Below are 26,783 nucleotides of genomic sequence, written 5' to 3'. Positions count from 1 at the left end.
CCGTCTGCGGGGTACCTAGGATGAAGCCGCATGCGGCGCATGCATGTGCCTGGCAAGCCGCGACGTACAGGCGATGTTCGGGCTGATCGGCGACGCCGAGATGTTCTGCGTCCAGAGCTTTGTCTTCGACGGGAGCGACTACCTCGGCGCCGCGCACGAGGCGGGCGCCATGTTCATGCGGTTCGGATACCCCAGCCGGACCGGTGGGCTGGGTGTGGTCACGGTTACGCATGGTCCCGCCCTCACCAACACGCTCACCGGCTTGGTGGAGGGGGTGCGAGGGTGGGTACCGATGTTGTTGGTCGCCGGCGACACCGCCACCGGCAGCCGAGCTAACCTCCAGGGCATCCCGCAGCGTGACGTGGTGCTGCCCACCGGCGCAGGATTCGAGCAGGCGCGGACACCTGAGAGCGCGCTAGCGGACCTGGGGGTGGCCATCCGGCGGGCCATCGTCGAACGCCGTCCCGTCGTGTTCAACATTCCGTCGGACGACACGTGGCAGGACATCGAGTATCTCGATGTTCCGCTGGACCTACCGGCCTCGCAGAGGATTCACCCGGACCCGACATCGATCCGGCGGGCCGTGGATCTGATCACCGCAGCGCGAAAAACTGTCATGCTCGCCGGACACGGGCCCATCTCCGCGCGTACCTCCCTGCTGCGGCTGGCGGAGCGCATCGGTGCGCCTAGGACGACGAGTCTCAAGGCGAAGGACCTGTTCCGTGGCGATCCGTTCGACCTGGGTATTGCGGGCGGGCTGGCCGGACCGGTTGCCCGCGAAGTCATCGATTCGGCGGACCTTATCATCAGCTTCGGCGCCCGGCTCAACGCTTATACCACTCGACAGGCCGGCGCCCCGTAGCTGGCCGAGCTACTGCCAGCGGTGGCCCGTCGTGGCGTCCCAGTCCGGTCCGGCGCTCACCGCCCCGCCGGAAGCCTCGCCACCGGCCCCGGCCGCTCCGCGCACGTCGGCGGCCTCGCCCACGGCGCTGGTCACACGGTTCGTCATCGCCCTCTCGCCTTCACTTCACCGCCTGCCACCATCCGTCCTCATCAGATTCGCCCGCCCGGCCGCACACTCACTAGAGGCCGGCGAGGGCCTTCTCTACGAGGTCGAGCGCCTCCTCGACACGGTCGCGGTGGGTACGGTGCGACAGGATGCACATCCGGATCACCTTGCGGCCCCGGATGACGGTGCTGCTGAGATAGACGCGGCGGCTGGCGTTGACCTGTTCCAGCAGCCGGGTCGTACGTTCGTCGGCCCGCCGTGCCGCCGCGCCGGTGCGGCCCTCGGCGCGTGCCCGGAAGGCGACGGTGCTCAGCTCCGGCGTCCAGGGCAGATCGAGTTCCGGTATCGCGCGCAGCCGCTCGAAGGCGATCGTCGCGAGGTCGAGCTTCTCGTCGAGGGCGTCCCGGAACGCCCGGATTCCGTGCAGGTGCAGCGGCAGCCAGACCCGCAGTCCACGTGCCTCGCGGGTCAGTTCCGGCCCGAGGTCGGCGTAGTCGGGCAGCAGGTCGTCGGAGGTCACGTCGTCGAGATAGGGAGCAGACAGTTGCTCGGTGGCCAGGCGGGTTCGGTCGCGGACCAGGATGGCGCCGACCCCGAGCGGGAGGAACAGGCTCTTGTGCGGGTCGGCGGTGATGGAGTCGGCCCGTTCGATGCCGGCCAGTCGCGCGCGGCCGCGCTCGCTGAGCGCGAAGAAGCCACCGTAGGCGGCGTCCACGTGGAACCACATGCCCTCGCGCGCCGCCAGGTCGGCGAGCCGGTGCAGCGGGTCGACGGTGCCGGTGTCGGTCGATCCGGCGGTGGCGACCAGCATGGTGGGACGCAGCCCGGCGAGGTGGTCCTCCTTGATCATGTCAGCCACGGCCACCGGGTCCATCCGCAGGTCGTCGGCGCCCGGTACGACCCGGATCCGGTACGGCGAGAACCCGGCCAGGATGGCGGCCTTGCCGACGGAGTGGTGGGTCTGCTCGGAGACGTAGATCGTCGCGTCGGACAGGTTCGCGCCGGACCGCACGGTCCGCGCGGTCCGCGCCGCGATGACGGCGGAGAAGTTCGCCATGGATCCGCCGCTGGTGAGTAGGCCACCGCTACCGCCGGGAAGCCCGAAGACGTCGCGGGCGATCCACCGGACGACGCTCTCCTCGATCGCCGTGATGCCCGGGGCTGCGGCGGCGAGGGTGCTGTACCGGTTGAGCGCGCTCTTGTAGAGGTCGGCGAGCGCCCCCGCGTAGAGGCCGCCGGTCGGCACGTACCCGAGGAAGCCGGGGCCGGTGGTCTCTATCGCCTGCCCCGCCGCCGCGTCGATGCGATCCAGGAGTTCCGACAGTTCCTGCGGTCCCTCCGGGGGCGGGACCAGCAGGGCGCCGACACGCCCGCGAGCGTCAGGTTCGTCGGCCACGAAGGCGGGCCGATCCGGCAGACTCTCAATGAAGTCGACCGCGCGCCCAAGGACCAGACGTCCGGTACGGACCATCTCGGCGTGATCAGGCTCGAGGGGATAAGTGTGCTTCATACCGTCTCTCCGTGAATCCGCCGCCGCTCGGCAACGGCGACGCGCTTCCGCACTTCAGCTCTAGATTCACGTTATTCGCCAAGATTCAGACCGTGTAGGGCACTTTTCCTGAGATATCCTGGCCGGAGTTTGTGGAATCCACAGAATGGCGCCCCCGTGACACGCAGCAGTACGCAGGACGACACCACCCGTGACTGGTCGGCGGTCGCGGCGATCTGTCGAGAGGTCGAGAGCGGCCTCGCCACCCTGGTGACACAGATCATGGATGACATCCGCCGAGACCAGTCCGCCGCGTACGTGAACGTGTCGCGGGCGGAACACGAGGCCTGGATCCACGAGCAGGCGGTACTGCTCCTGGCCGGGTTGGCGGCACGGCGCCCGCCGACCGCCACGGAGACCGATCACGCGCGAGCGCTGGGCCGCCGCCGCGCCCAGCAGGGGCTCCCGGTCGAGGTGGTGCTCGGCGCCTACCACCGGGCGTACCAGTACATCTGGAACGCGCTGGCCGCTCGCGCACGCCCCGACGAGCCGGAGCAGACGTCGCTGGTCCTGGAGTTGGTCGATCTGACGCTGATCTGGTTGCGGAGGAACACCAGCGCCTTCGCCGACGGTCACGCCGAGGCCGCCCGGTCACGGGACGAGATCCGCATCGGACTCGGTCACCAGTTCCTGGACGCGCTCTACGCCGGTCGCGCCACGGCCGAGGAGACCGAGATGCTGGCGCGCGCGCTGGGCTTCGACCCCGACGGGCTGTTCCAGGCGATCTGCTGCCCGGCGCCACCTGCCGCGAGCGAGTACCTCGACCGCCTGCGGCGGCGCCTGCGGGACAACGGCGGCGCCGAGTGCGCGATGGTGCGCGGCCGCGTCCTGGTGGTCGTGTCGCAGGGGCTACCCGAGCCGCGCGTGATCCAGGCGCTGGACGGTCTCGACGGGCAACCGACCGCTGGGCTCGGCCTGCCCCGTCCCGGCCTCGTCGGCGCCGCCGAGAGCGTCGTCGACGCCGAGCGCGCGCTGGGCGTCGCGCAGGGCGCGCCCGCCGGGGAGGTCGTCCGTTTCAGCTCCTCCTGGCTGCTCGCCACCCTGTCCCCGCAGCTCGATCGGCTCCGCCCGCTGCTCGACTCGGGCCGGGCGACGGAGCAGGCGCACCTGTGCGAGGCCGTCCGCGCCTACGCCGGCCACGGTTTCTCCATCACCGCCAGCGCCGAGGCCCTGCACGTGCATCCCAACACCGTCAAGTACCGGCTCGACCGCTGGCAACACCTCGCCGGCTGGGATCCCCGAACCCTGGACGGTCTACAACGGTCGCTGCTGAGCATCGCGCTCGCCGAGCGCCAGCGGGGCGAGCAGTCCGCGTACGCCGTTGACGGCAAAGATCCCGATCGTTAGAGGCTGCGCGACGTCGGCCGCGGTGAGCTGGTCGGTAAGTGTGGCGATCTGCTCGCGTAGCCGTTCGGCCGTGATACCGGTGGCGCCTTCGCGTTCGGTGCTCAGTTCCAGGATCGACGGTCTGCTCAAGTTCGGTGTCATGCGTCGCGCCAGGACGGCGTGGCCGTGCCGGTCAGCCGACGGATGAGGTTCGCTGTTGAGGCCCACCGAGCCGCGATACCGACGACGCCGGTCGGTGGATCGGCAGGGCCTCTTGCCCGCCTTCTAGGCTGCTGCCATGGACAACGCGCTCACTCACGCGGGTAGCTCCTTCATCAACTTTCGACGCTACGCCCCGGATCCAAGGGAGCACGGGTTCCGATGGGTCGACATCAAGCAGCTCCACTTCTCAGCGGAGTCCGCGGACGATAGAGGGCTGCTTGCCGCACTCATCGGGCATGAGCAGTTCCGGGACGACTATGCAGGTGGTGGAGTGCTGCCGGACGGGCCCCGGCACGGCCCGTATTGGCTGCGGGTGATCACTCCCGAACTCTACGAGCCCATCAGCCAGGAGAAGGCCGTACAGATCCTGCGTGACTGGTTGGATCCGCTCTGGGACATGCCCACCGAGCTGGAGACCGATCTGCAGCGGGAGGTGTTCGCCCGCCTGGCCGCAGCCGATGGCATCTACTACCTCGCCGAGCTCGGCGATGAGGCAAATCATGACTGGGGACGTGTGCACGACTACTTTCACGAGTTCGTGCTCATCGACCGCTCGGTCGGGCAGATCATTCTCATCGTCGCCGCCGACGACTGAGGCAACCATCGGGGCAACCGCTGCGTGGCTCCAAGGGCGCGGAGGCGATCTCCTTGCCGGCCGAGCAACAAGCGCTCGCGTACGAGAGGTGGCCCTGGACCTGGGCGAGGAACGTGTCGGACAGCTCGTCGCCGGCCAGGAAGGCGTCCTCGAGCAGGTAGTGCAGCGTGTGCGACCCGCTGCTGGTGCCCAGCATGTTGCCCAGCGCCTGGAACGCCTCGGCGGTCAGCAGCCCACCGCCGGTGACGGATCAGGCCCGGAAGACCTCCACGTGGGTCAGCCGCGCGTCGCCGTGCCGCCAGTCGGCGACCGCGATCGCCACGTAGCGCCCGGAGGTCCGGACGGCGATGTCGGATTCCGGGCGCGGACGCGCGACGGAGGCGACCTCGACGTAGTCGAGGCCGTCGGCGGAGACCGCCACGGTGACCGGCCGGCGCCGACCGGGGGTCCAGGTCAGGTGGAGCGAGGCAAGGTCCTGGCGCGTTCCGAGGTCGATCACCATCCGGCCGGTCGGACCGGGCTCCCAGGAGGTACCCGGGTCGCCGTCGACGGCCGCCGACGGGTCGGTCATGCCGGCCGGCAGCGGCGACGTCGGGTAGGTCGTCCGGGACCGGGCGAGGTCGCTGGTCGGCGTCACCGGCGCACCGGCGAACTCGACGTCGCGGCTACGACCAGCGGCTACGGTCACCCGACGGGTGGCACCGCTGGCGGCGCACTCCACCTGTACCGACACGATGTCGCCGGCGGGTGCGGTGATCGTGAGGTGGTGGGAGTCGGTGACGTCGAACCGGGTGCCGGCGGGGACCGCCCTCGCGGGCGCTACCGGGGTCGCGGTGAACCGGGGTGGCTCGACGCGTGCGGTGGCGGCGGCGAGGTCGACCTGGTAGTCGGTGGTGCCGGATCCGGTGACCTGGCTCCCGCGGTACAGGCGCGGCGTCGTGGGCTGCGGGAGCGTGACGGTGGCCGTCGTGATGTCCTCGTCGGACAGGTTGAACACGCTGAGGTATCCGTCCGCGTCGCTGACCCGCAACGCCTCCGGCCCGCCGCTCGGCAGTGCACGGGATGCCGCCGCGGCCAGGGCCGAGTGGTTCGCGTCCGCGTACCCCTCGACGATCAGCCGGGTGCTGCCGGCGGCCGGTCCGCTGGAGAGGGTGACGTTGGTGCCGGTCACCGTGATCGGGTTCTGGCCGTTGTGGACCACCAGGCCGGCACGCCCGTCGACGTCCAGCCAGGAGCCGGCGATGGTCGGGCGGTCCGGCACCACCGCCGCGTCGCTCCAGGTGACGCCGTCGAGCGAGGTCTGGATGACGTACCGGGTGCCGTAGGCGGCCTCCCAGTCCAGGCGTACGCCGCTGATGTCCGTCGGCGCGCCGAGGTCGACAGCGAGCCAACTGTCCGGGCGGGCGCGCTCCTCGCGAGCCACCGCCCAGCGGGTTCCGGTGTTGCCGTCGGTGGCGTTTCGTGCGGGGTAGGCCGGGTCGGCCGACGAGGCGGTGGTGGGTCGGCCGGTGGCGAGGTCGGCGCCGCGGGCGTCGAGCACGGCGAGCGCGAACAGCGAGTAGCCGTACTGGGTGGCGGGGGCCTGGCCGAGCATCCGCACCCACCGGGCTGACCGGGGCGGGAGGCTGACCTGGTCGGTCCCGCCGTCGCCGAGGCCCGATTGTCCGGCCAGGGTGACGGACCCCTGCTCGCCGGTGAAGGTGCGGGTGCCGGTGAGCCCGGGTACGCCGGGCATGTCCAGGTTGAACAGCGTGAGGACGCCCTCGTCTTCCGCGATGCCGGTGGTGGCGTACACGACCGTGCCGGTGGGGAGCGTGGCGTATCCGGCGGTGCCGCCGGCGACGCGCAGGACGGTGGCGGTGGCGTCGACACCGTCGCGCGCCACGGTGTACGCGGCGGAGGTGCGGCCGAGGACGGGCGCGGACTGCCTCGGAAGCAGCGAGGCGGCCCGCGTGTCGAACAGCCAGTTGTCGTGGGCGGGGGCCCACAGGAACGACACGAAGCCGGTCTTGCTGACCGCCGCGGCGAAGGCGGTCGCGGTCTGCTGGGCGGTCAGGCCGGCCTGCTCCCCGAAGTCCCTCGTGCCGGCGGCCGCGGTGAAGAACGTGGTGCTGTCGACCGGCTGGACGACACCGCCGTTGGCGGCCCGCCAGGCGTGGAAGAGATAACTGATCGCGACCTCGGCCCGCGCCTCCGGCTCGTACTTCGGTTCGCCGCTGAACTTGGTAAGTCGGTCCTCGGGCGGGTAGTTCAGGTAGGGCATGAGCCGGTCGGCCAGGTCCGCCTCGGCCCGGGCCGCGTGCCGGTCACCCTGGACCTGCGCGAGGAAGGCCAGCGGCAGGACGTCGCGGCCGTACAGGTGGTAGCGGTCCGCGACCATCGGCATGAACGGTTCGCCGGCGTCGCTGGCCATCAGTCGCATGGTCCGCCACAGCTCAGCGCCGTTGGGTTGCCGGGTGAGCGCCTCGGGGAGTGGTTGGCCGGCGGTCAGGAAGTGTGCTGCGGTACGGCCCGCCGTACGCCAGAGCTCTTCCTGGTAGTGCGGCCCGAAGGAGCCGTGGTTCTCGACCAGGAAGGTGTCGTGGATGTTGTGGGCGGTGTTCCACTGCGCGACCGTCCGCCCGTCGACGATGGCGTGGCTGGCGCGGTCGGCGGGGGGAAGTCCGGTCGCGTTGATCGTCCACGTGAGGAACCGCTCGCGCCACTCGGCGGCGCGGTCGTCGTCCGCCGCCCAGGCCAGGCCGGGCGCGATCGCCTGGGCGTAGACGCCCATCTCTTCGAGCTTGGTGTCACCGATCCAGCCACCGGTCAGGCCGTTCGGCGTCCAGTCGCCACTGAGCGGGTCGTCACCCGTGCCCAGGTCGGAGGCGTACGCGGCCTGTCCGCGGGCGATGCTGTCGACGTTGGTGCGGGTCGCCTCGTCCAGGTCGGCCCAGAGCAGCCGGGCGGCCAGGATGAAGTAGAGCTCGAAGGTGCTGTCCCAGAAGAGTCGCTGGCCCCACTCGGTGCCGCCGGCAAGGCGGTTGGTGGCCGCGTACCGTCGGATGGTGGCGACGGTGCGGCTGTGCAGGGTGTCCCGGTCGACGCCAGCGGCTGCCGCGTCGTATCCGGGCGCGGTGAGCAGGACCGCGTTGCCGAGGACGACCGCGAAGCGGAAGTCCGCGAGACGGTAGGCGTTGAGCGCCGGATCCCACTGCTGCTCCGACCATCGCGTGTGGGCGAGCAGCAGTGCGTGGTAGGTGGCGGCGACCGGGTCGGTGGCCGCGACCGGCGACGTGGGCGCGAGCGGCGCGGCCTGGGCGCTGCCGGCGGGCGAGGCGATGGCGAGGCCGCTGCCGATGGCACCGGCAAGGACGAGGAGCCGCCTGCGGCTCAACGCGAAATCAGACATGGGATGGCCTCGCTCCCCCGTTGACAACGTTGTCTCAATCCCCACAGGCTTCGATGATCTTCTCCGGATGTCAAGGCGCGCGAACCCGTTACCGCCTGCTCGACGCCACGGACACCCGGGCTTGGCGCGCGACGGCCGCCGAACGTAACAGTGATGGTTACTTTTGCCACACGGGTCGGCGAGACTGCCGGGGTGGCGGCCAACAGCAGGGTGACGATCGCGGCTCATGCCCTGGCCTGGATGGAACTGGCCAGGCGGCGCGGTCGTGAGGTGCTCACCTCCGAGGAGGTGGCCGCCAGCGTCAACACGAACGCGGTCATCGTCCGACGCAGCCTCGGTGACCTGCAGCGGGCCGGCCTGGTGCGGGCACGCCGCGGCAACGGCGCCGGCTACTCCCTCGCGCGGTCGGCGACGGAGATCACGTTGCTGGACGTCTGGCTGGCCGTCTCACCGGAGCCGCTGCTGGCCCTGCACCACTGCGAACCGAACCTGGAGTGCCCGGTCGGACGCGGAATCCGGCCGGTGCTCACCGACCTGTACGACGAGGCGACCGACACCTTCCGGGCGGCGCTCGCGCGCTCGACCGTCGCCGACATTCTGCAAAGGATCCTCGCATGATCGTCGAATTGCGCCGCTACACCCTGCGTGCGGGACGCCGCGACGAGCTGATCGACCTGTTCGACCGCGAGTTCGTGGAGAGCCAGGAGGAGTGGGGAATGGCCGTGCTGGGCCAGTTCCGCGACCTCGACCGGCCCGACCAGTTCGTATGGCTGCGCGGATTCGCCGACATGCCATCGCGCCGGACCAGCCTGGCGGCCTTCTACTCGGGGCCGGTGTGGGCGCGGCACGCAGCAGCGGCAAACGCGACGATGCTCGACTCGGACGACGTGCTCCTGCTGCGTGAACTCGTCGCGGTGCCGGTCTTCGACCGCGGCACCGACGACTCCGAGACCGTGCTGCACGCGACGATCTGGTACTGGGCCGGCCCCTTCCCCGACCCCACCCCCAACCCGGAGGAGGCCGTGGCCGTGCTGAGGACCGAGTACGCCGTGAACGACTTTCCCCGGCTGCCGGTCCGGGAGAAGGAGCACGCCCTGGTCTGGTTCACCCGATCGCCCCTACCGGCGGACGTTCCCGCCGGGGTGGTGAAGACCGAGAGCTTGCGCCTGCGCCCACCCGCCGCTCCAGCCTGCGCTGAAAGGGCGACCGGCACGCCGACCCGGGCACCGGACGTCCCCACATCCGCCGTCACCCCTGCCGTACCGGGTCGCCTGCCCTGATCGTCCCGCCGACGAGCACCCGGGCGTTGAGGCCGCGTAGTCGCAGTCGCTTCCCATCCTCGGTCTAGACGAGCTTGTGGGCGTCGCGTCCGAACCGGGCGGCGAACTTGGCGCAGCCGTTGTGCGGCTGGTCGGTCACCTCGATGACGGCCCGGTCGCCGATGGCCAGGCGTGAACCGGCCGGCAGGGCGTCGAAGCTCAGGTCGAGATCGACGTAGCTGGTGTAGGGCAGTGCTCACGAGCAACTCCCGGATCTCTGGGCTGACCGGCGGGCGGCCGACACGGCTGGGGTAGGTCCAGCGACGTCGCGCCAGCCGTCGGTGCCAGGCCAGCGGGGTCGCCGGGGTCACGATCCGGTGGGCGCGGACCGGACGGGGTAGGAACCGGGCGAGAGCGGACAGGATTGGCCGGTCTGGCCAGGACAGCCGTGGTCGGCTGTGGACCTGGCGGCGGAGCACCGCGACCTCGTGTCGCAGCGCCAGCAGCTCCGCGAGGGACCAGCTCACAGCGTGTGCGGCAGGTATTGGCACCGTACAGGCGCCGGCGATGTTGTCCTCGATCGCGGCGACGCGAATTCGGGGTGAACACCGGCCTCGGACCGAGCTCCGGATCGTGCGATGTCACAGCGTGCTGCTCTTTGCTCGCCCTCACGGGGCAGTGTTTCAGGGCCGCCCATGTAGATCTTTCCGGACCTGCGTCGTTCACGGTAGTTCATCACCTTCGCTACCGTTTTTGTCGCTTAGCCGACAGAAGCGACCGCCGGCAGCGGTTGCGCCGACAGGAATCGACCTTCCAGGATGGACGTTCGCGGCTAGCTGCAGACCTTAATACGACGGACAACCCGGAGGGGTTTCGACGAAGGGGAAAGGGTGTCTGACCCGGACGTCACGGCCACGACCGGTGCCGATGGCAGGGATCTGGTGATGATCGCGCTCTCCGGGGTCCAGTCGTTCATCGCCGAGTCCCGCACGACCGCCGATCTCCACGCGGCGAGCGCGATTGTCGGTCGGCTGGCGTCTACCGCTGCCGAGGTTTGCGCGGCGGCCGTTGATGCCGAGGTCGTCTTCCCCTCGGCGGTGAGCGCCATGACGTCTGCTACGGACGGCCTGGCCGACGCGGTTGTTGCGGTACCCAATCGGGTGGTGGCGCTGGTCAGGTCCGGCAGTGGAGCGCGGGTCGCGGCGGCTGCCGCCGCTGAGATACGTGAGCAGTGGGCCGGATGGGTCCGCGATGTCCTCCACCGGGAGGTGCCAACTCCCGGTATGCCGAGTGTGCAGTGGGTCGCGGTGCCGGCCGGCCCCGGCGGCTATCCCGCGCAGTGGAAGCTGGCCCAGGAAGCGCTCGCCGCGCGCAAGCGGGTACGCGATTTTCCCGGCGGCGGCCAGTGCGAATGGCCCGGCCAGCGGCTTTGCGCCCAGAGCCCCCGCTGGCCGGCAGAGGACAAACGGCCGCCCGATGCGCCAGCGCACGAGACCGACCTGCTCAGCGCCGCAAACTGGGTGAAACGCCGGTGGGGACGAGGGCCGGGCACGGCTGACGAGGAACGCATCGGCTTCCCTTCCACCAGCTCCATCGCCTCGGCGCCCTACCGGCGCTTGATCCTGGACCGGCTCGGCGAAGACGAGGTACGCCAGGCCGTCACCGCCCTGCGCGACGCCGTGCGGCCGCTGACCCGGGTGCGGGAGTCGCCGGTGCCCGGGTTGATCGTTCCACCGGACGCGGAGCACGCTGGGTTGGCGCGCTGGCTGGCGGAGTCGGCGGGGCCATGGGTCTACCCGGATGCCTGGGACGCCCGGCGGCTGCACCGCGAGTTCGGCCGAGACGCCGCTGACAGGCGGGACTTCGGCCGTCTCGCCGCCGCCGGCCGTCGCGCCACGAACGGCCTCGCCCACGCCCTCGCCCCGGAACGGTCCGATGGCCTCCAGCCACCGGCATACCTGGCGGTCGTCGCCCAGGACCTCGACGGCATGGGCCGGTTCCTCAACGACCGGGCATCGGTCAGCCCGGCGGTACACCGCCAGATATCGGCGCGGCTGTCAAAGCTGGCCGGCGCCCAGCGGGCGGCGTTACGCGCACGGCGGCTGCTGGGCGTACCCGTCTACACCGGCGGCGACGACCTGCTGGCCTTCGCCCCGGCCACCACCGCGATCGATGCGGCCCGCGACTGTCACCAACTGGTGCCACTGGATGCGCTGCCCACCGCAAGCACGGCGGTGTTGTACTTCCATCGCGGGTCCTCCCTGCGCAGGGCTGTGGTGGAGGTGACCCGACTGCTGCATGACGCGAAGGACAGCCACCCGGACAAACACGCCCTGGCGGTTGGTTTCCTGCGGCGCAGCGGCGCGCGCGAGAGCACTATTCAGCCGTGGGTGCCAGCGCCGGAGCTGGCCACCGCCCTTCCCGCCGGCGGCACAGCGGCGGACCTGCTCGCCGTTTTCGCCGCCGAGCCGCAGCGACGGCGGCTCTCCCCCCGGCTTCTCGGCGAGCTGACCCGCGACGCCGACGAGTTCGCCGACCGGCACCTGCCGGAGGATCTCTACGAGGCGGAGTTGACCCGGCTGGTTGTGCGGCACGGTGGCGCACCGGCGGATGCGAAGGCGCTGGCCTGCCTCGGCTATCTGGAGCGTGCCGGCCGGCCGGCACGCGGCGACGGGCGGCGTACGCCGGAGCGGGCGGCGCGGGTCGCGGTGTTCCTGCGCCAGGAATGCCGGCCGTTGCCGGCCCACTCGACCGGGGTTGCGCGGTGACCGGCATGCGGCAATGGTTGGCACTCACCCCGCGCGACGCGCTGCTGATCCGGGACGGGCGGCGGTTCGACGCGGGCGCGGACACGTCCGCCGAGCCGGCCCGCCCTACCCCGAGCACTGTCGGCGGCGCGATCTTCAGCGCGTATGGCGGGTTGCCCGGCGCGGAACCCGAGGAGATCCGCGGTCCGGTACTCGCCCAATGGCACGCGGGCGGTTGGTGGACGCCGTACTTCCCGGCCCCGGCCGACCTGGTCCGCTCCGCTGACGATCACAGCCTGGTGACCCGGTTACGCCCGACCGAGTCGGCCGCGGTCACGGACCTCGGCGACGGATGTCCCCGGTTGATGGTCGGCGAGGGTGACCCGTTGGACGGGTGGCTGCCGGGCGACACCCTCGGCGCTTACCTGCGCGGCGAACTCTTCACCGGCGCTGATCCTCACCGGTCCGTCGATGACCTCGACCTGGGGTTCGTTCGTGACGACCCGGACATCGACCCTGGGCCGCTGGCCCGCGAGCCGCGGGTCGGCCTCGGCCGTACCGCGGAGCGGGTAGCGCGGGACGGGCTGCTCTACCAGGCGACGTTCCTGCGGCCGGTCGACGGGGTCGCGCTGCTAGCCGAATGCGTACTGCCGCCGGCCTGGCAGCGCACGGCGGCGGGGCCGGTGGCGCTCGGCGGGCGTGGTCGGCTCGCGGACGTGGCGGAGGTGGATGGTGTCGCCTGGCCGGACCCGCCGGCAGAGTTCACCGAGGGCCGGGTGCTGGTCTATGTGGCCACCCCGGCGGTCTGGCCGGACGGTTGGCGCATCACGGTGCCGCCCGGTGCTCGGTTGGTGGCCGCCGCCGTCGGCCCGCCGGAGCCGATCGCGACGGCTTCGCCGCGTTCCCCCGGCGGTGTACGCGCTACTCGTGTGCTGCGCTGGGCGGTTCCACCCGGCTCGGTGTACCTGCTGCAGTTCGACAATGCCGACGCGGCGGCGGCCTGGGCGATCGGCGACGGCGATCGCGTCGGGGCGCACGGGACCGCGTACGGCCGCCCCGCGAAGGATCGGCTGCGCACGGCGGGTTTCGGAGTGGTTCTGACAGGAGTGTGGTCGTGACGGAGATGCTGCTCCACCTGTACGCCGAGTCGCCCGTGCACGCCGGCGCGGCCGACAGTCTCGGGGTCCTGGATCTGCCGGTGCAGCGGGAGGCGACCACCCGGTACCCGGTGATCTGGGGGCAGAGCCTCAAGGGCGCGTTACGTCAGGCGGCGTTGGACGCGGGTCTGGGCGACCTCGTGGTGCCGGTTTTCGGCGCCCCGGTCCGGGCGCCGGGGAGTGACGACGCGGAGATCGAGCTGAGCGCGGGGCTGCTGACGGTCGGCGACGCGCAGGTGGTGGCGATGCCCGTACCCACCCTGCGACGCACCTTCGCCTGGGTCACCTCGGAACTGGCGCTGCACCGGCTGGCGCGCAAGTACGCGCGGCTCGCGGTGACCGGGCTGCCGCAGCCACCCAGGCTCGCCCCCGGGGGCGGAGCCGCCGCCTCGGAAGCCTGGACCGGGGACGGCCGCCGCGCCCGCAGCGAAGTGCTCGGGCCGTGCCTGGTCGAGCTGGGCGCCGCACCACACCCTCAGCTACGGCACTGGGCCGCCCAGCTCGCCACCGACGTCCTCGGTGACGCCGACGCCTCCGCGCCGTTGGCGCCGCTCGGCGACAAGCTCCGCGAAGATCTGCTCGCCGTCGGGTCGGACGTCATGCCGATGCTGCTCACCGAGTGCACCGAGTTCGTCGCCCGCGTGCAGCTGAACGCGGACAAGACCGTGCAGAACGGCCCTTTCCACAGCGAGTACCTGCCCACCGAGACGATCCTCGCCGCCTCGTTGTCGCTGCGCCCGATGCGATCCGACGGTGGGCTGACGACCGCGGACGCCGTCGAGTTGCTCCGCGACATGCTGCACGACAAGCTGATCCAGATCGGAGGCGACGAGACGATCGGCAAGGGCCTGCTCTGGGCGCGTCTGCTGCGCCCGGACGACGTCGAGGCGGTGGCCGCGCCGGAGGCCGCCGACAACGCGGCGGAGGCCGGGCGGTGAGCGGCAGCCGGGTACGTCGGGTCGACCAGCAGATGGCCGCCGCCGCCGCGGCCATGCTGCCCGAGAAGATCGACGCTGAGCTGCGTACCCGTTATCGGCAGCTGCCGGTGCTGGTGCGCGTCTCGGGGCTGGCGGCCACCTACGCGTACCTTATCGGCAAGAGCACCAAGACGAAGAGGGGCCCGGCCTACCAGAAAGTCGCCGACGGGATCCGAACCCACCTGACGACCCGCAGCGGACTGGTCGCAGCGGCCCAGATCGACACCAACGAGAAGCTCCTGCACGCCCTGGCCGAACTCGACACGTCGGTCTACGCCCGGGTCTCGGCCGAGGTGCAGGTGCTCGCCGGCTGGCTGAGTCGGCTCGCCGAGGCCCGCTACATCGCCGCCGGCGGGTGCGTAAACGACAGCGACGCGGACGGCGGGGGCCGACCGTGACCGGCCAGGACGCCAAGGCGGAGAAGAAGTTTCCCCGCCGAGCCGCGGCCGGGCCGATCGGCAGGGTGTTGTGGACCGGGGATCTGCTGATCCGTGGTCACGGAGGGGCGCTGGGTGCCGGCGCGAACCCGCTCGTCGTGCTGCACCGGGCGGCTTTCGTGAGCGGGAAGGGTGTGTTCGACACCACGACTGAGGCGGCCGTGCTGCGCTGGGCGGCCGACACCGGGCTTGGTCAGGAACCCGGCCTGCTCGCGGTGGCCGCCCGGCGGCGTACCCGGGCATTGGAGGCACTGGTCCGCCAGAGCAAAGGCAGGCTGGTTTGGCAGCGGCGGCACGTCACCCCGCAGTGGCGGATGACGGTCGGCGTTGGCAACCGCCTCAACCCGTACGAGATCGGGCTGTCCCTGCACGGCACCTACGGCTGGCCGATCATCCCCGGCTCGACCATCAAGGGCCTGACCCGCGCCTGGGCCCGAGAATGCGGCGTCGATCGGGACGACCCGCAGCGCTTCGACCGGATCTTCGGATTACCCCGCGCCCAGACGACGGCTGACACCGACGCACCAGCCTCTCCACCGGAGATTGACGGCGGCGACAGCCGCGGCGGTGGCGGTGGCGGTAAGAGCGCCGTACGAGGCAGTGTGGTCTTTCTCGACGCGCTGCCGGCCGGCGGACCGGTCAGCGTCACCCGCGACGTGGTGACCCCACACCAGCAGCCGTACTACGACGACGAGCAGAGGCTGGCCCCGGGCGAGCACCACCAGCCGATCCCCAGCGAATTCCTCGTCGTGGACGGCGGGGCGTTCGCCATCGACCTCGTCGGCCCGGCCGGCGTCCCTGGATCGGGGACCTGCACATCAGCAACCGTCGACGATGACGTGACGGTCGCCTCGGCATGGTGCGCCGCCGCCGTGGACGAGCTGGGTGTCGGGGCGAAGACCTCGGCCGGCTACGGCTATCTCACCGTACGGGAGGACCAGCCGTGAGGGAGGTGCACCTCATCTCTGTGGGACGCAGCCTGCTCGACACGTTCACCAAGAAGCGCGAACTCTTCGGCGACCACCTGCGCCCGGTCATCACCAAACACCAACCGCAAAATATCCTCGCGGATCTCGGCACCAGCACCGACGGCGTGAACGGCCGACTGACCGCCTGGTTCGGCGAGGGAGGCCACCTTCCGGAGAAACCAGCGAGCCTGATCGCCGCGGTCGAGGCGCGGCTCTGGCCGGCCACGGTCTGCGCCGAGATGGAGACCTTCACCCGGGTGACCAGACGAAACAGCGTCGCCGACGACAACGAACTGGTGGTCCTCCTCGCCACCGACACCGTCGCCGGCCTCGTCTCCGGGCTGTGGACCGCGGTCGGCATAGCCGATGGGGAGCATCACCGGATCCGGTACGTCGCCGAGCCCGCCTCGATCACCCCAGCCCCCGGAGTGGCGCTGGTACGCGTGCCGTACCTGGACGCCAGCAACGAACGTGGGTTCATCACAGCGATGTCGGGGCTCGGCGCGCTGGGCCACGCACTACTGCCGACCAGCGGCGGACAACCCGTCAACTTCCGCTTGCACCTTTCCGGCGGCTTCAAGGCGGCCATCCCCTACCTGATCGGCTTGGCCGAAGGGCTGAGGTCCTTCCCGCCCTCGCAAGTGGCCGACGTCGAGGCGTACGTGCTGCATGACACCAGCGACAACGTCATCCAACTGCCCCTGCGCACGCTCTACCCCGACGCGATCCGCAACGAGCTGGCCGGCTTCGCGCCGGACGGTTCCCGCAAGGGCCTGCCGGCCGAACGGTCGATGGACGGTTACGCGTACACCGCCGATCTGGTAGGTCGCACCGCCCGGCTCACCCCGTTCGGTGCCGGGCTGCGCACCCTGCTGGGCATCCCCGCCGAAGCGATCGGCAGAGGCTAACCGTGTTGACGGCCAGCGGAGCGCCGAGCGGGGTGTCCGGGCTGGTGGACCGCCTCGGCACCGGGCTGGGAGCGGCGATCAGCCGCTGGCGCCCACCACACAGGGAATCGCACGACATGACCGCCCTGGCCGACCCCGCGCTCTGGACCGACCTGTTTCATCTCGACGGACACCTGCCGCGCCGCAGCGCACTGGGTCCGGAGGACGTGGCAGAAGCGATCAGGAGGACGGCGGATCGGCTCAGCCGGGACCGACCCGCGCTCCTGGCCGTCCTGCTCGCACCGGGACGGCTACCCGAGCGGATCGTCGCCGTGCTCGACGAGCCCGACGTGTTTTCGAAACAGGTATGGATGTGGGCGTGCTGGATCTCCGAGGCGACCTGGCAGGCCGTCACCGACACCGCACCCGAGGACACCAAGCTGCGAAGTCCCGCACCTGAGTACGCCGAGCCACATGGTCCCGCGCCCGAGGACGCCACGCCACGTCGTCCCGTACCTGAGGACGCTGAGCTGCTTCGTCCCGCGGCGGCCCGGCTGCGGTTCCTTGTGCTCAGCGAGGCATTCCGTGGTGGGTCAGCGGACAACCGCGACCTGTGGCGGGACGGCACGGCTGACCCCGCCCTGGACCTGGGCACGGTATTCGGCACCAACACGGCCCACCTGGTGGTGCTGCGCTGCCGGCAGGCCCGCTGGGAGTGGCACCACTGCCTCGACGCGTATCAGTCTCATCCGCTGCTCGCCGCCGCGACGCCAGCCGAAATCGAAAGCGAGATCGACGCGCTGGCCTTCCGCCGTCCGCGACGAGGACGGCCGGCGGCCCCCTGGCGCGGCGGCCCGCCGGGCCCGCCGCTGGTGACCGACTGGGACGTGATCCACGATGCGAGCGCGCCGATGACCGCGGACGACACGGCCCTGCTCGACGACGTACTCGATCGGCATCTGCTGCCCCGAATGCGGCTGGGGCGGGTGCTCCGCGCCGCCACCTACCCGGCCGCCGTCACGGCACCGCACCAACACGGTTGGACCGCTACGGCCGCCCGCTGGTCGAGACGGTGGGCTGGGATGCTGCCGCTGCTCAGCGCGGCAGGCGCGTTGACGCTGGCTGCTCGCGGACACTTTCACGCGGCGGCGGCCGCCGCCGCGGCGACCTACACACTGCTCGGCGTTCTCGTCGTCGTGTTCGGACGGATCTGGGCCACCGCATGGCTGCTGCGCCTGCCCGCCGCAGGCACGGTCGGCCTGTTCGCGCTGCTCACCCTGCACCCGCACTGGTGGCAGCAGCCCGCCGGCACCTGGTGGGCGCCACTCACCCTCACCGCGGCGAGCATCGGCTACCTCGTCGTGGAAGCACGTAACCACGGCGTTGCCGCCGTGACGTCGATCGGCCGCGCCACCGCGCTCGCCGTGGTCGGAGCCGGACACGCGTTCCTGGTGACGGTCATCGGCCTGGTCGCCGTCGCGCCCGCGCTGATGGAGAACGGCCGCGAACTGCGCGACGCATGGCAGAACGGGTCGACCACCGCAGGCCTGGCAACCCTCGGCCTCGGCACCGCCTGGTGCCTGACCGTCGGCGTCTTCGCCCAGATCCTCTGGGACGACCGTCCGATCACCGCGCCCCTGGCCCACCTGCGCTGGCGCCGGTGACCCTCCGACACAGCGGCACTACGACGAGAGGCAGCCATGGCTTGGACGACGCTGACCATGCAGGTAACCACCCCGCTGTTCAACGGAGGCCATCAGCCGGCACCGTCCGAATCGACGGAAGGCGGAAACAGCCGGAGCGCCCGAAACCTCGACGCCGACGCCGGGATACGCGTGTCATCCCTGCGCGGCGCGATGCGGTACTGGCTGCGCGCGATCGCCGGTGCGGAGGTGGGCAACCAGATCCACGTACTCGCCGCACTGGAGAGCCGGGTCTTCGGCAGCACCACGCGAGCGTCGTCGGTCGCAATGCGAGTCCCGAAACCGCCACCGGTCAGCCGTAACAGCCAGCCTGACTGGTGCAAACGCGACGACGCCAGGTGGATCGGCTACCTCGCCGGTCAAGGGCTGTCCAAGCCCGCCGGCCGCGGATGTCAGCTCACCCGCCCCTTCGTCGCGCCGGGTACGACCTTCGACCTGCAACTGCGCCTCCCCCGGGACGACGACACCGCCGCGCTCGTCATGGCGGCACTATGGTCCCTGTGCCGCTACGGCGGCCTCGGTGCCCGCACCCGTCGCGGCTTCGGCGGGCTGCGTGTCATCGCGGTCGAAGGTCACCTGCCCACGCCCTGGACCACCGAGAGGCTGTGCGCCGCCGCCGTCGTATCCGGCGACGGGTTGGACTCGGACGAGCAGGGTCGGCCGCCGGAGATCGCGGCGTGCGCACCGGCGCTGGCCCGAATCGCCGCCCTGGCTCGACAGGATGTAGGCGAGGCGGCACCCGAAGGCTGGGCTGACCTGCCCACCTATCCCGTGTTCGGCGGCCCCGACATATTCATCGCCGGGCTCAGCGCCCGTACCTTCGGCGACTGGCCGGCGGTCCTCGGCTTCGCCGGCGAGCAGTACCGCTGGTTCCGGGCCACCGAGCCGGCACCGGGCGCGCCGTACCACCCGCCGATCAAGACCCGCGAATGGTTACACACCGTCCGGGGCAACGACCGCCGGTTCGCGCTGGGCGCACTGGGACTCCCGGTCAACTTCAAAGACGGAAACATCGTGCAGCCGGAGAAGACCGCTGCGGCCGCCGGCGGGAAGGCCCCCCTCCGCCGTGCCTCTCCGCTGTGGCTACGACCGGTACAGGACGGCGACAACGGGTGGCGCCTGCTCTCCTTCGCGTTCCTCGGTCGTTTCCTGCCCGACGGCGAGGCCGAGGTCTTCCTGCGCGGCCCACAGAGCAAAAAGCTCGACGTCAGCGTGGCCGACGTCAGGGAACTCAGCACGAATTGGATAACCACGTTGAGCCGAGGCGACTCGTTCGTCCGCGCCGCAACCCGTTAAGAGCGGGCCCGGATGCCGACGCAGTGGACAATCAATCTCGCGACACCGGTCGATCTCAGCGCCCAGCCGTACCACGACCACCTGCACGCGTTCGCCTGCGGATTTTTTCAGGAGGGCGACGAGGCACATCACGCCGACGACAAGCCCTTCACCGCTCGGCTGCAAGGCCCGCCCGACAAGTGCGCCGGGGTGATCCTCAGCTGGCTGCCGGACACCCCACCCCCGGCCACCGGGATACCACAGCGACTACGCTTCGGCGCCCACTGGTGCGAGGTGACCGAAGCGCGCATCCAGCGAATCCCGCTGGAGCGACTGACCGACAGCGTTCCCGCCCGGCGAGTCCGGCTCATGGTCACCACACCGGCCAAGTTCCGCCAGCACGGGCGGGACTACCCCCTACCAGACCCCTACCTGATCTACTCGACGCTCGCCCGACGCTTCCGGTCCGCAGGCGGCCAGGCAACCGACGACGACGTACGAGAGTTGAGCCGCACCGCGCTTCTCTACGCCCACAACATCCACACCGAGCCCTACACATGGCACGGCGCCCGTAGCGCCGGCTTCCTCGGCACGATCTCGCTCGGCCTGCCCCGCACCGCGCCACCAGGCGTCTCACGACTCTTCGCCACACTCAACGGCTTCATGGTGATCGCGGGCCTCGGGCACGGCACCACCCACGGTCTCGGCTCAACCGAACTCCTGCAACAGTGATCGGTGGTCAGCCGGCGTCCGCGTCGACCACTACCCCGGCAAACCACCCGAACCCGGACTGCCCAGATGCATCGCTCGGAAGCCGAGGTACGCGCAACCGCATTTGCGCACGTCAACGCCAACTTCATCGCAGTTGTGGCCTGGCCCACGTCGCTTCAGGGGCAACGCTCCGCGAGGCGCGGAATAATCTTCATTGGGGCAGCTCAGACCCACCCATATCAGGTAGGATCGCCATCCACAGCCCACCCCAGCGGGCATAGAAACAGGTAGGGGATGATGATTGCTTTTGTCCTCTCGGAATAGCCATCCACAGCCCACCCCAGCGGGCATAGAAACGCACCCAGCATTACAGCAAGTCCGGCGAAACAAATCTTTCATAGCCATCCACAGCCCACCCCAGCGGGCATAGAAACCCCCACAGCAGCTGTTGCATCCTCGACTGCCCTGTATAGCCATCCACAGCCCACCTCAGCGGGCGAAGGAAGTGCTCCAGCGGCACTATCGGTATCTGCGGGTGGGCCGGGAAAGGGAGAACCTGTGGGGGCGTTGTTGGCGCGGGCGATGACTGGTGACGCGCTGTTGCGCGCGTGGGAGGAGGTGCGGGAGAACGCGTACGACGATGGGCAGCCGAGCGCCGCGGTCATGGCATTCGACTCGCGGGCTCTTGTCCGGCTGAGCGAGCTGTCGCAAGACTTGGCCAGCGACCGTTACGAGCCGAAGCCGATGACACGCATTTCGATTCCGAAGCCGGACGGTGGCACCCGCGCTCTGGCGATCGGCGCGATTGAGGACCGTATCGTGGAGCGGGCACTGTTGGATGTACTCGATCCGGTGGTTGACCCGACGCTGTCGCCCTGGAGTTTCGTCTACCGGCGGGGGCTCGGGGTCAAAGACGCCGTACGCGCCTTGGCGGAAGTCGCGAGTCGGGGCTGACTTTCGTGGCCCGCTGCGATATCGACGACTGCTTCGACAGCATTCCGCGCTGGCCGCTGCTGCGTCGGCTGCGTGAGCTCGTACCGGATGCGGAGCTGGTGGCGCTCGTGGAGCAGCTGGTCGCCCGGCCGGTGATTGGTGAACGGACCAACGGTGGGCGTGGCCTGCATCAGGGCGGCCGCCTGTCGCCGCTGCTGGCGAATCTTTACCTGGACACGTTCGACCGCGCACTGATGCGGCTTGGCCATCGTGTGGTGCGCTACGGCGACGATATCGCGATCCCGGTATCCGATCGCCCGACCGGGTTGCGGGTGCTCGAACTCGCCGCCGCCGAGGCTGACGCGCTCGGCCTTCGGCTCAACGCAGACGATCGGCGGGTGATCGGGTTCGACGAGGGAGTGCCGTTCTGTGGGCAGGTCGTCACCGCCACCTCCGGCTCGACCGCGGACGCGCAGGCTAAGCCGCTGCAGGGCACCGTTTTTGTGACCACGCAGGGTGCCCTGCTCCGGGTCAAGGGCGAACGGCTGCGGGTGCAGGACGGTGACCGGCTACTCGCCAACGTCAACCTCAAGCGGGTACGTCAAATCGTGTGTTTCGGCCGGGTGGGTGTCACGTCTACCCTGCTACAGCGGGTGGTTGAGCGGGGCATCGAGCTGGCCTGGCTGTATGAGGACGGCCGGCATGCCGCCCGGGTGTCCGGTCTGGACGGTACGGACCCGGAGTTGAGGCTGGCGCAGTACCGTGCTGCCGGCGACGATCGGCGGGCGCTACGCATCGCCCGCCAGATGGTGGCCGGGAAGGTGACGAACATGCGGGTAGGCCTGCTGCGCGCCGCCCGTGCGCAGCAAGCCCCTGAGCTGGCCGAACGGCAGGCGCGGCTCGCGGCCGCGCGACAGTCGGCGCTCGCCGCTGACAGCGCCGCCGAGCTGATGGGATACGAAGGCTCGGCCACCCGCGGCTACTTCGCCGCGCTGGCCCAGATCCTCGGACCGGAGTGGGGATTCACCTCTCGGCAGCGTCGCCCGCCGCCCGACCCGGTGAACGCGATGCTCTCCTTCGGCTACACCCTACTTACCAACGAGGCGGTGGCCGCGTGTCAGCTCGCCGGCCTCGACCCGTACCTGAGGATGCTGCACTCGCCGCGCCGCAACCGCCCGTCCCTCGCCCTGGACCTGGTCGAGGGGTTGCGGCCCGTGGTGGTTGACGCGATGGTGGTCCGCCTGGTCCGCACCGGGCAGGTCACCCCGATGAACTTCGCCCTCACCGAAGACCGTGGCTGCCGGCTCGACGACCACGGCCGACGCGCGTTCCTCAACGGTACGAACGCCGCATGCTGACCCTGGTACACCACCCGGCCGAACGGCGACGGGATCCCCTGGCGGCACGTCCTCCTGGCACAGGCTCGGACGCTCGCCGCCGTGCTGTCAGGCCGCAAGCCGGAATACCGGCCGGTGGGTGGCGGTGAGCCGAATCCGCTACCTGATCGCGTACGACATCGCCGACGACGACCGCCGCGCCGACGTGTCAATGTTCCTCTCAGGTTACGGCCCACGGGTGCAACTGTCCGTCTTCGAGGTGGAACTACCCGACATTGACGCGGCAGCCGCCTTCCGGGAACACCTACGTGACCTGATCGACCCCGACGACGACCAGGTGCGCCTCTACCGGCTGACTCCCGAACTCCTCAACCAGCGGATAATCTACGGCCGCCGAACAATCGAGGAACGCGTCGACTTCTGGATCGTGTGACGATCAGCATCGCCCGCCAGTTCTCCGACATACCACCCGAACCCGGACTCGCCAGATGATCCCGTCAGGAGCGTAGGTGCGCAAAACCCTGTATGGGCAGCTGAGACCAGCATTTCCCGGTGCCTGTGGCCTGGGACACACCACCCCTGGACGCCGACACACGGAGGCGTGCGCGATGATCTTCATCCCGGCACGTCAGACCCACCGATTCCCCGGTAGGATCGCCATTCACAGCCCACCCCAGCGGGCATAGAAACTTCTCTTCCATGTCTGCACAGATTGAAGGAGAATATCGCCATCCACAGCCCACCCCAGCGGGCATAGAAACGCTGAGGATCGCCCAGAGGATCGTCCAGATGGTCGACCATCGCCATCCACCGCCCACCCCAGCGGGCATAGAAACCGAGCTGAATCCGGAGGGCCATGACATGGTCATCGCCATCCACAGCCGCGACGACCGCTTGAATCCGCCCTGGGCTCCGTGGTCGGTGTTCATGAACGCTCCGTGCAGGCTGCCGCGGGGGCGCTGTGCTGGGTGAAGGGCGTCGATGACCAGGTCGATGCGCATGTGCTCGGCGATCGCCCAGCCCGCGAGGCGCCGGGAGTGCAGGTCGAGGACGGTGGCCAGGTGGAGGAAGCCGCGCTCCCCGACCGATCGGTAAGTGATGTGGCCGACGTAGCGCTGGTTGACGGCGGGGGCGGTGAAGTCCCGGCGGATCAGGTCCGGGGCCTTCGCCTCGGCGGGGTCCGGCACCACCGTGCGGAGGCGGCGGCGCAGCCGCAGGCCCTGCATGCCGAAGCGGCGCATCACCCGTGCGGCCCGCTTACAGTTGACCGGCAGGCTGGCATCGCGGAGTTCGGCGGTGATTCGTGGTGTTCCGTACGTGCCGTCGTACTCCGCGTGTACCGCGCTCGGATCCGGACCGCGAGAGCCGTATCCGCAGCGTCACGGACGGCGCGCGCTTCAGCGGCCGAACGCCAGCAGTAGCCGGATCGAGACACCCCGATGATCTGACACAACCGCTTCACGCCGTAGCGCTGCTGGTGGTCGGCGACGAACCGGGGTTCAACGCGTCCGCCGATCAGAGAACCGCAACAGCGCCGTCACGGCACGGTTGAGTCAGCTCGCTCATCGCGGCGGGAACGGGCAGGATGGCCTTATGCGTCTGGTATCCCTGCTGCCGTCCGCGACGGAGATCGTCTACGCCCTCGGTTTAGGTGACGACCTGATTGGCGTGACGTTCGAGTGTGACGTGCCGCCCGCCGCACGGGGCGACAAGACCGTCGTGGTCGGCGGCCGGGACACCCGCGGCCTCACTCCACACGAGATCGACGCCTACGTTAAGGCACAGATGGCAGCAGGCCGCGACCTCTACACCCTGCACGGGGGCGCGCTGGCCGGCCTGAAACCTGAGCTGATCCTCACGCAGGACCTCTGCCGAGTGTGCGCCCTGCCCTCAGGCCAGGTCTCGGACGCCTTGGACTACCTCGGCTGCCGCGCCGACGTACTGTCCCTGGACCCGCACACGCTCGACGAGGTCCTCGACACGATCCTTGCGGTAGGCGCCCGGGCCGGCGTACCCGAACGGTCCGAGGCGCTGGTCACCAGCCTGCGCGCCCGGCTCAAGGCCGTCGCGGCGGCGGTCGCCGGCCGGCCGCGACCCCGCGTCGCCATCGTGGAGTGGGTCGACCCGCCGTTCACCGCCGGGCACTGGGTGCCCGACCTGGTGCGAAGCGCCGGCGGCAACCCAGTTGCCGCCCGCCCCGGTGACCGGTCGGTGCAGACAACCTGGCAGGAACTCAGTGACGCCGCTCCCGACGTCGTACTCGTCACGCCCTGTGGATTCCAGCTCGACGGCGCGACGCAGCAGGCCGAAACGGTCGCACCGAGGTTTCCCGGGGCCGCGGTGTGGGCGATCGACGCGGACGGCCTCGTCGTACGCCCGGGTCCGCGGCTCGTCGACGGCGTCGAAGCGATCGCCGCGATCCTGCACCCCGACGCCGTTCCCGAACCTCCCGTGGGCACCGTCGCCCGGGTGGTGTGACGACGGATAACCCTCTACAGCCGGTGGTTCCCGCTTGGAAGCAGCCGGAGGCCCTGCCGGTCGGCACAGGACAAGCCCGGTTCGGCATAGAGCCCCTACTGCACCAGCACCAGCCACGTGGCAGCGGGGCAGATGGTCGCGGCGACCGACGGATACGCCAGCACGAGCGCCGCAGCCGTAGCCAGCATCGAGACGGCCAAGCCGGCAACCACCAACCGCCGGCGTCGTAGTCAAGGTACTCGGGAACGCCCCTGATCTCGGCCAGCGGCCGGAATCCGCCGCACAACTCGGCGGGCTGTCAAGCGCACCGCATGCCCATCCAATGCCAGGACGGTGCGGACGTGTCGGTCGACCTCGGTGTACCAGGTGGGTCGGCCGCCGAGCACCAGCTCGACGGCCAGGTCGAGTCCGCCGAAGCCGGTGCACAAGAATCCGATACGTGGTGGGGTTCGGTGGTCAATCACGCACCTCCGGACCGTCAACGAGACCGGTCACGGTGCGTGTGTCGTTGTCCAGGCTGGCTGAACTCGAGTCGATCGAGGGGCGGCGGAAGATCAGCACGTCCTCGTGGGTGATCAGGTGCAGCGGGGTGCCGCCGGCGCGGGCCTTGCGTACGGCCTGGAGTTGGAAGAACGACGGGCGGGCGACGAGGTGCCCGTCGCGGACCGCCGCGAGGAGGGCGACGCATCGCTCGGTCGGCGTCAGGCCGGCGCGGACGTCGGCGGCGATGACAGCGGACGGTAAGCCAGCCGCGTGACCGCGGCCAGGCGGCAACCGATCAGCATGTCCATCAGAATGGTTTCGTCAGTTTCGTGCGTAGTAGTGACCGTTGGTGTCGTCGAACCGGCCTTGGCGTCGCAGCACCGGCGAAACCGCCGCTTGAGCCGTACGGGCGGGGATCGTTGCCCCCCGCATCATAGAGATGTCCCTGTTCACACAGCTCTACGCGCCTGCGGCCGCAGTGGTCATGTGGCGACCGGGCGCCCGTCGCCCGTCGCCCAACCCTGGCAGAACGCACCCGCTCCGAACCCGAACTCCGAGCGAAGATCGGCAACACCCGGCAATGATCGAGCCGGGCAGAGACCACGAGCGTGGTCAGCCAGCGCTGCTGACTTCCTCACAGCCACTCGATGCGCCACTCAGAGCCGTGGAACATGTTCGCCAACTCAGCCATGTCCATAACCCAGTAGTCACCGCCGTCAGTGGGGCTATCGATATCGTCGACCAAGAACACGTAGTACCCGTGAGTGACCTCCGCGTCGAAGTGGATGCGGATGAAGTAGCCCTCGTTCTCGCCGGCCAGAATGCGGCCGTACCGGTCAAGCGGAATATCCGGCATCGCGTTCAACGGAAAGAGTGGACATGACTATTCGCAATCCATTTTCTTGCATCGTCGCAGATCTTGAAGGACACGTGAGTGAATACGCCCTCGCCAACGAGATCGACCACCCCCGTGACATCTACCTGCGCGAGGACGCCCTCACCGATCCACTCGACACCTGGCTCGCCACCGCGTTCACTCCGGGCCACCTCAGAACGACGATCACCGCAATGACGGACGCCCAGTTGGCCAACCAGCCCGCCCCGGCCGTTGCCGCCGCTCACGCAACCATCGCCGAACGCGACGCGAAACTTGCGCCACCGAGCCGCCCTCGGCGCCGGAGCCGACCCCTCAGTCGTCAGCATGTAGAACGCCTAGGTCGTGTCTCGAAGTCAGATGGCGCGTGTCGGTGATCGATAGATAGCGAGGTCTCCGGTAGAGGGTTCATCGACGAAGAAGAACCTGAATACCGGAGACCTCGTGGCCACCATAGCGGTGACG

24 protein-coding genes and 3 pseudogenes are annotated in these 26,783 nt (G+C 70.0%); 19 read left to right on the top strand and 8 right to left on the bottom strand.

The window, feature by feature from the left end; translation table 11 throughout:
- Positions 1 to 43: 43 nt before the first annotated feature.
- Positions 44 to 862, top strand: coding sequence for a thiamine pyrophosphate-binding protein (locus D7044_RS08780; protein WP_120688511.1), 819 nt, complete (start codon positions 44 to 46; stop codon positions 860 to 862).
- A gap of 9 nt (positions 863 to 871) precedes the next feature.
- Here D7044_RS08780 and D7044_RS32285 read toward each other — a convergent pair whose 3' ends face one another.
- A complete protein-coding gene (locus D7044_RS32285) occupies positions 872 to 1,009 on the bottom strand; it encodes a hypothetical protein (RefSeq protein ID WP_158609965.1) in 138 nt (45 codons plus the stop codon).
- Between the two features lie 73 nt (positions 1,010 to 1,082).
- Entirely contained in the window at positions 1,083 to 2,405 is a 1,323-nt protein-coding gene (locus D7044_RS08775; RefSeq protein WP_199716542.1) for a pyridoxal phosphate-dependent decarboxylase family protein, read from the bottom strand.
- 270 nt (positions 2,406 to 2,675) lie between these two features.
- On the opposite strand from D7044_RS08775, the gene D7044_RS08770 reads away from it, so the two are divergent.
- Positions 2,676 to 3,905 (top strand): PucR family transcriptional regulator, encoded by a 1,230-nt coding sequence (locus tag D7044_RS08770; protein ID WP_120688509.1) that lies wholly within the window; start codon positions 2,676 to 2,678, stop codon positions 3,903 to 3,905.
- 137 nt (positions 3,906 to 4,042) lie between these two features.
- On the opposite strand, the pseudogene D7044_RS33395 reads toward D7044_RS08770, so the two are convergent.
- Positions 4,043 to 4,140 (bottom strand): annotated as a pseudogene (locus D7044_RS33395) (IS5 family transposase); the annotation flags it as partial.
- Between the two features lie 42 nt (positions 4,141 to 4,182).
- Here D7044_RS33395 and D7044_RS08765 point away from each other — a divergent pair.
- Positions 4,183 to 4,701, top strand: coding sequence for a hypothetical protein (locus D7044_RS08765; protein ID WP_120688508.1), 519 nt, complete (start codon positions 4,183 to 4,185; stop codon positions 4,699 to 4,701).
- Here D7044_RS08765 and D7044_RS32585 read toward each other — a convergent pair.
- Both D7044_RS32585 and D7044_RS08755 read right to left on the bottom strand, forming a co-directional pair.
- Positions 4,679 to 4,897 (bottom strand): hypothetical protein, encoded by a 219-nt coding sequence (locus tag D7044_RS32585; RefSeq protein ID WP_199716541.1) that lies wholly within the window; start codon positions 4,895 to 4,897, stop codon positions 4,679 to 4,681. The two genes, D7044_RS08765 and D7044_RS32585, sit on opposite strands and share 23 nt — an antisense overlap.
- Before the next feature lie 54 nt (positions 4,898 to 4,951).
- Positions 4,952 to 8,092 (bottom strand): discoidin domain-containing protein, encoded by a 3,141-nt coding sequence (locus D7044_RS08755; RefSeq protein WP_120688507.1) that lies wholly within the window; start codon positions 8,090 to 8,092, stop codon positions 4,952 to 4,954.
- 153 nt (positions 8,093 to 8,245) lie between these two features.
- On the opposite strand from D7044_RS08755, the gene D7044_RS08750 reads away from it, so the two are divergent.
- The 14 genes from D7044_RS08750 to cas2 all read left to right on the top strand — a co-directional run bounded on the left by D7044_RS08750 (position 8,246) and on the right by cas2 (position 22,916).
- Positions 8,246 to 8,710: an Rrf2 family transcriptional regulator gene (locus D7044_RS08750; protein WP_267901591.1), complete on the top strand. Its 465-nt coding sequence runs from the start codon at positions 8,246 to 8,248 to the stop codon at positions 8,708 to 8,710.
- A complete protein-coding gene (locus D7044_RS08745; protein WP_120688505.1) occupies positions 8,707 to 9,372 on the top strand; it encodes an NIPSNAP family protein in 666 nt (221 codons plus the stop codon). The genes D7044_RS08750 and D7044_RS08745 overlap by 4 nt, the downstream gene beginning before the upstream one ends.
- An 869-nt stretch (positions 9,373 to 10,241) precedes the next feature.
- Positions 10,242 to 12,119, top strand: a complete 1,878-nt coding sequence (locus tag D7044_RS08730; RefSeq protein ID WP_120688504.1) for a Cas10/Cmr2 second palm domain-containing protein — start codon at positions 10,242 to 10,244, stop codon at positions 12,117 to 12,119.
- A gap of 5 nt (positions 12,120 to 12,124) precedes the next feature.
- Positions 12,125 to 13,216 carry a type III-B CRISPR module-associated Cmr3 family protein gene (locus tag D7044_RS08725; RefSeq protein WP_158609964.1) on the top strand — a complete coding sequence of 364 codons (1,092 nt, stop codon included), beginning with the start codon at positions 12,125 to 12,127 and terminating at the stop codon, positions 13,214 to 13,216.
- Between the two features lie 5 nt (positions 13,217 to 13,221).
- Positions 13,222 to 14,193 (top strand): type III-B CRISPR module RAMP protein Cmr4, encoded by a 972-nt coding sequence (gene cmr4, locus D7044_RS08720; RefSeq protein ID WP_233564943.1) that lies wholly within the window; start codon positions 13,222 to 13,224, stop codon positions 14,191 to 14,193.
- Positions 14,190 to 14,630, top strand: coding sequence for a type III-B CRISPR module-associated protein Cmr5 (gene cmr5, locus D7044_RS08715; protein WP_120688502.1), 441 nt, complete (start codon positions 14,190 to 14,192; stop codon positions 14,628 to 14,630). The genes cmr4 and cmr5 overlap by 4 nt, the downstream gene beginning before the upstream one ends.
- Positions 14,627 to 15,616 (top strand): type III-B CRISPR module RAMP protein Cmr6, encoded by a 990-nt coding sequence (cmr6, locus tag D7044_RS08710; protein WP_120688501.1) that lies wholly within the window; start codon positions 14,627 to 14,629, stop codon positions 15,614 to 15,616. Before cmr5 ends, cmr6 begins: the two co-directional genes overlap by 4 nt.
- The gene (locus D7044_RS08705) at positions 15,613 to 16,545 is read left to right on the top strand and encodes a hypothetical protein (protein WP_147434610.1); all 933 of its coding nucleotides are present in this window, start codon (positions 15,613 to 15,615) and stop codon (positions 16,543 to 16,545) included. The genes cmr6 and D7044_RS08705 overlap by 4 nt, the downstream gene beginning before the upstream one ends.
- A gap of 116 nt (positions 16,546 to 16,661) precedes the next feature.
- Complete coding sequence (locus tag D7044_RS08700) at positions 16,662 to 18,188, top strand: hypothetical protein (RefSeq protein ID WP_147434609.1); 1,527 nt, start codon at positions 16,662 to 16,664, stop codon at positions 18,186 to 18,188.
- Between the two features lie 36 nt (positions 18,189 to 18,224).
- Complete coding sequence (gene cmr1, locus D7044_RS08695; protein ID WP_120688498.1) at positions 18,225 to 19,523, top strand: type III-B CRISPR module RAMP protein Cmr1; 1,299 nt, start codon at positions 18,225 to 18,227, stop codon at positions 19,521 to 19,523.
- 12 nt (positions 19,524 to 19,535) lie between these two features.
- Positions 19,536 to 20,234: a CRISPR system precrRNA processing endoribonuclease RAMP protein Cas6 gene (gene cas6, locus D7044_RS08690; protein ID WP_120688497.1), complete on the top strand. Its 699-nt coding sequence runs from the start codon at positions 19,536 to 19,538 to the stop codon at positions 20,232 to 20,234.
- A 537-nt stretch (positions 20,235 to 20,771) separates the two neighbouring features.
- Positions 20,772 to 21,167 (top strand): reverse transcriptase family protein, encoded by a 396-nt coding sequence (locus D7044_RS08685; RefSeq protein ID WP_120688496.1) that lies wholly within the window; start codon positions 20,772 to 20,774, stop codon positions 21,165 to 21,167.
- A 5-nt stretch (positions 21,168 to 21,172) separates the two neighbouring features.
- A complete protein-coding gene (gene cas1 / locus D7044_RS08680) occupies positions 21,173 to 22,504 on the top strand; it encodes a CRISPR-associated endonuclease Cas1 (protein ID WP_120688495.1) in 1,332 nt (443 codons plus the stop codon).
- Positions 22,505 to 22,628: 124 nt separating this feature from the next.
- Positions 22,629 to 22,916: a CRISPR-associated endonuclease Cas2 gene (gene cas2, locus D7044_RS08675; RefSeq protein WP_199716540.1), complete on the top strand. Its 288-nt coding sequence runs from the start codon at positions 22,629 to 22,631 to the stop codon at positions 22,914 to 22,916.
- Between the two features lie 472 nt (positions 22,917 to 23,388).
- Here cas2 and D7044_RS32910 read toward each other — a convergent pair.
- A pseudogene (locus D7044_RS32910) lies at positions 23,389 to 23,978 on the bottom strand (IS3 family transposase); the annotation flags it as partial.
- Between the two features lie 98 nt (positions 23,979 to 24,076).
- Here D7044_RS32910 and D7044_RS08665 point away from each other — a divergent pair.
- Complete coding sequence (locus D7044_RS08665; protein WP_120688494.1) at positions 24,077 to 24,961, top strand: ABC transporter substrate-binding protein; 885 nt, start codon at positions 24,077 to 24,079, stop codon at positions 24,959 to 24,961.
- A 456-nt stretch (positions 24,962 to 25,417) separates the two neighbouring features.
- Here the strand turns inward: D7044_RS08665 and D7044_RS08655 are convergent.
- Both D7044_RS08655 and D7044_RS08650 read right to left on the bottom strand, forming a co-directional pair.
- Positions 25,418 to 25,723: pseudogene (locus D7044_RS08655) on the bottom strand (hypothetical protein); the annotation flags it as partial.
- A gap of 355 nt (positions 25,724 to 26,078) precedes the next feature.
- Positions 26,079 to 26,309 (bottom strand): hypothetical protein, encoded by a 231-nt coding sequence (locus D7044_RS08650; RefSeq protein ID WP_147434608.1) that lies wholly within the window; start codon positions 26,307 to 26,309, stop codon positions 26,079 to 26,081.
- Positions 26,310 to 26,323: 14 nt separating this feature from the next.
- On the opposite strand from D7044_RS08650, the gene D7044_RS32105 reads away from it, so the two are divergent.
- The gene (locus D7044_RS32105; protein WP_147434607.1) at positions 26,324 to 26,695 is read left to right on the top strand and encodes a hypothetical protein; all 372 of its coding nucleotides are present in this window, start codon (positions 26,324 to 26,326) and stop codon (positions 26,693 to 26,695) included.
- Positions 26,696 to 26,783: the final 88 nt, after the last annotated feature.

The organism is Micromonospora musae, from assembly GCF_003626635.1.
GTDB classification, from domain to species: domain Bacteria; phylum Actinomycetota; class Actinomycetes; order Mycobacteriales; family Micromonosporaceae; genus Micromonospora; species Micromonospora musae.
This window is presented reverse-complemented; position numbering and strand designations above follow the sequence as displayed.

What these genes read in the sequence shown, in the direction of transcription:
- D7044_RS08665 (WP_120688494.1), top strand. Translation starts at nt 24,077, where the DNA reads ATGCGTCTGGTATCCCTGCTGCCGTCCGCGACGGAGATCGTCTACGCC.
- D7044_RS08755 (WP_120688507.1), bottom strand. Translation starts at nt 8,092, where the DNA reads ATGTCTGATTTCGCGTTGAGCCGCAGGCGGCTCCTCGTCCTTGCCGGT.
- cmr1 (WP_120688498.1), top strand. Translation starts at nt 18,225, where the DNA reads ATGGCTTGGACGACGCTGACCATGCAGGTAACCACCCCGCTGTTCAAC.
- D7044_RS08725 (WP_158609964.1), top strand. Translation starts at nt 12,125, where the DNA reads ATGCGGCAATGGTTGGCACTCACCCCGCGCGACGCGCTGCTGATCCGG.
- D7044_RS32285 (WP_158609965.1), bottom strand. Translation starts at nt 1,009, where the DNA reads ATGACGAACCGTGTGACCAGCGCCGTGGGCGAGGCCGCCGACGTGCGC.
- cas6 (WP_120688497.1), top strand. Translation starts at nt 19,536, where the DNA reads ATGCCGACGCAGTGGACAATCAATCTCGCGACACCGGTCGATCTCAGC.
- D7044_RS08750 (WP_267901591.1), top strand. Translation starts at nt 8,246, where the DNA reads ATGGTTACTTTTGCCACACGGGTCGGCGAGACTGCCGGGGTGGCGGCC.
- D7044_RS08765 (WP_120688508.1), top strand. Translation starts at nt 4,183, where the DNA reads ATGGACAACGCGCTCACTCACGCGGGTAGCTCCTTCATCAACTTTCGA.
- D7044_RS32105 (WP_147434607.1), top strand. Translation starts at nt 26,324, where the DNA reads ATGACTATTCGCAATCCATTTTCTTGCATCGTCGCAGATCTTGAAGGA.
- D7044_RS08745 (WP_120688505.1), top strand. Translation starts at nt 8,707, where the DNA reads ATGATCGTCGAATTGCGCCGCTACACCCTGCGTGCGGGACGCCGCGAC.
- D7044_RS32585 (WP_199716541.1), bottom strand. Translation starts at nt 4,897, where the DNA reads ATGCTGGGCACCAGCAGCGGGTCGCACACGCTGCACTACCTGCTCGAG.
- cmr4 (WP_233564943.1), top strand. Translation starts at nt 13,222, where the DNA reads ATGCTGCTCCACCTGTACGCCGAGTCGCCCGTGCACGCCGGCGCGGCC.
- D7044_RS08780 (WP_120688511.1), top strand. Translation starts at nt 44, where the DNA reads ATGTGCCTGGCAAGCCGCGACGTACAGGCGATGTTCGGGCTGATCGGC.
- D7044_RS08700 (WP_147434609.1), top strand. Translation starts at nt 16,662, where the DNA reads ATGACCGCCCTGGCCGACCCCGCGCTCTGGACCGACCTGTTTCATCTC.